The 377-nt window shown below is 66.6% G+C and carries 1 protein-coding gene; it reads left to right on the top strand.

Going from position 1 to position 377, the window contains the following annotated elements:
* Nucleotides 1-270: hypothetical protein (locus KVT32_RS29060; RefSeq protein WP_217619311.1), on the top strand; the 270-nt coding region annotated here is incomplete at its 5' end.
* Between the last annotated feature and the right edge of the window lie 107 nt (nt 271-377).

The raw sequence follows: 377 nt of genomic DNA, 5'->3' as shown, positions 1-377 counted from the left end.
ACGAACATCGATATCAGGCTGAAGGAGCCGAGCAGCTGGGCCACGACCAGCGGCGCGTTGCGGTTGACGTTGCCGATGGCGCCGCCGACCTGGATCGCGTCGGTGGTGGTGGCCCCGAAGGCCAGTGCGCCGAACAGCAGCGCGCAGACTCACAGCAGGGGCTGGCGCAACTGGGTGGCGAGTTCGAACTTGAAGAATTCTCTCAGCATGGGCGCCCCTCATGCCATCGCCGGCGTGTGGTCAGCCGATGCGGCCGGGGTAGCCGTCTGAGCGGGGCGGCCGGCGTTGCGGATCTGGAGGAAGTAGACGTCTTCCAGGTCCGGCTCGACGCTGACGAAACCGTCGTCCGGCTGCGACTCGGCGTAGACGTTGATCTG

The organism is Achromobacter sp. GbtcB20, from assembly GCF_019091095.1.
Lineage (GTDB): Bacteria > Pseudomonadota > Gammaproteobacteria > Burkholderiales > Burkholderiaceae_B > Achromobacter > Achromobacter mucicolens.
This window is presented reverse-complemented; position numbering and strand designations above follow the sequence as displayed.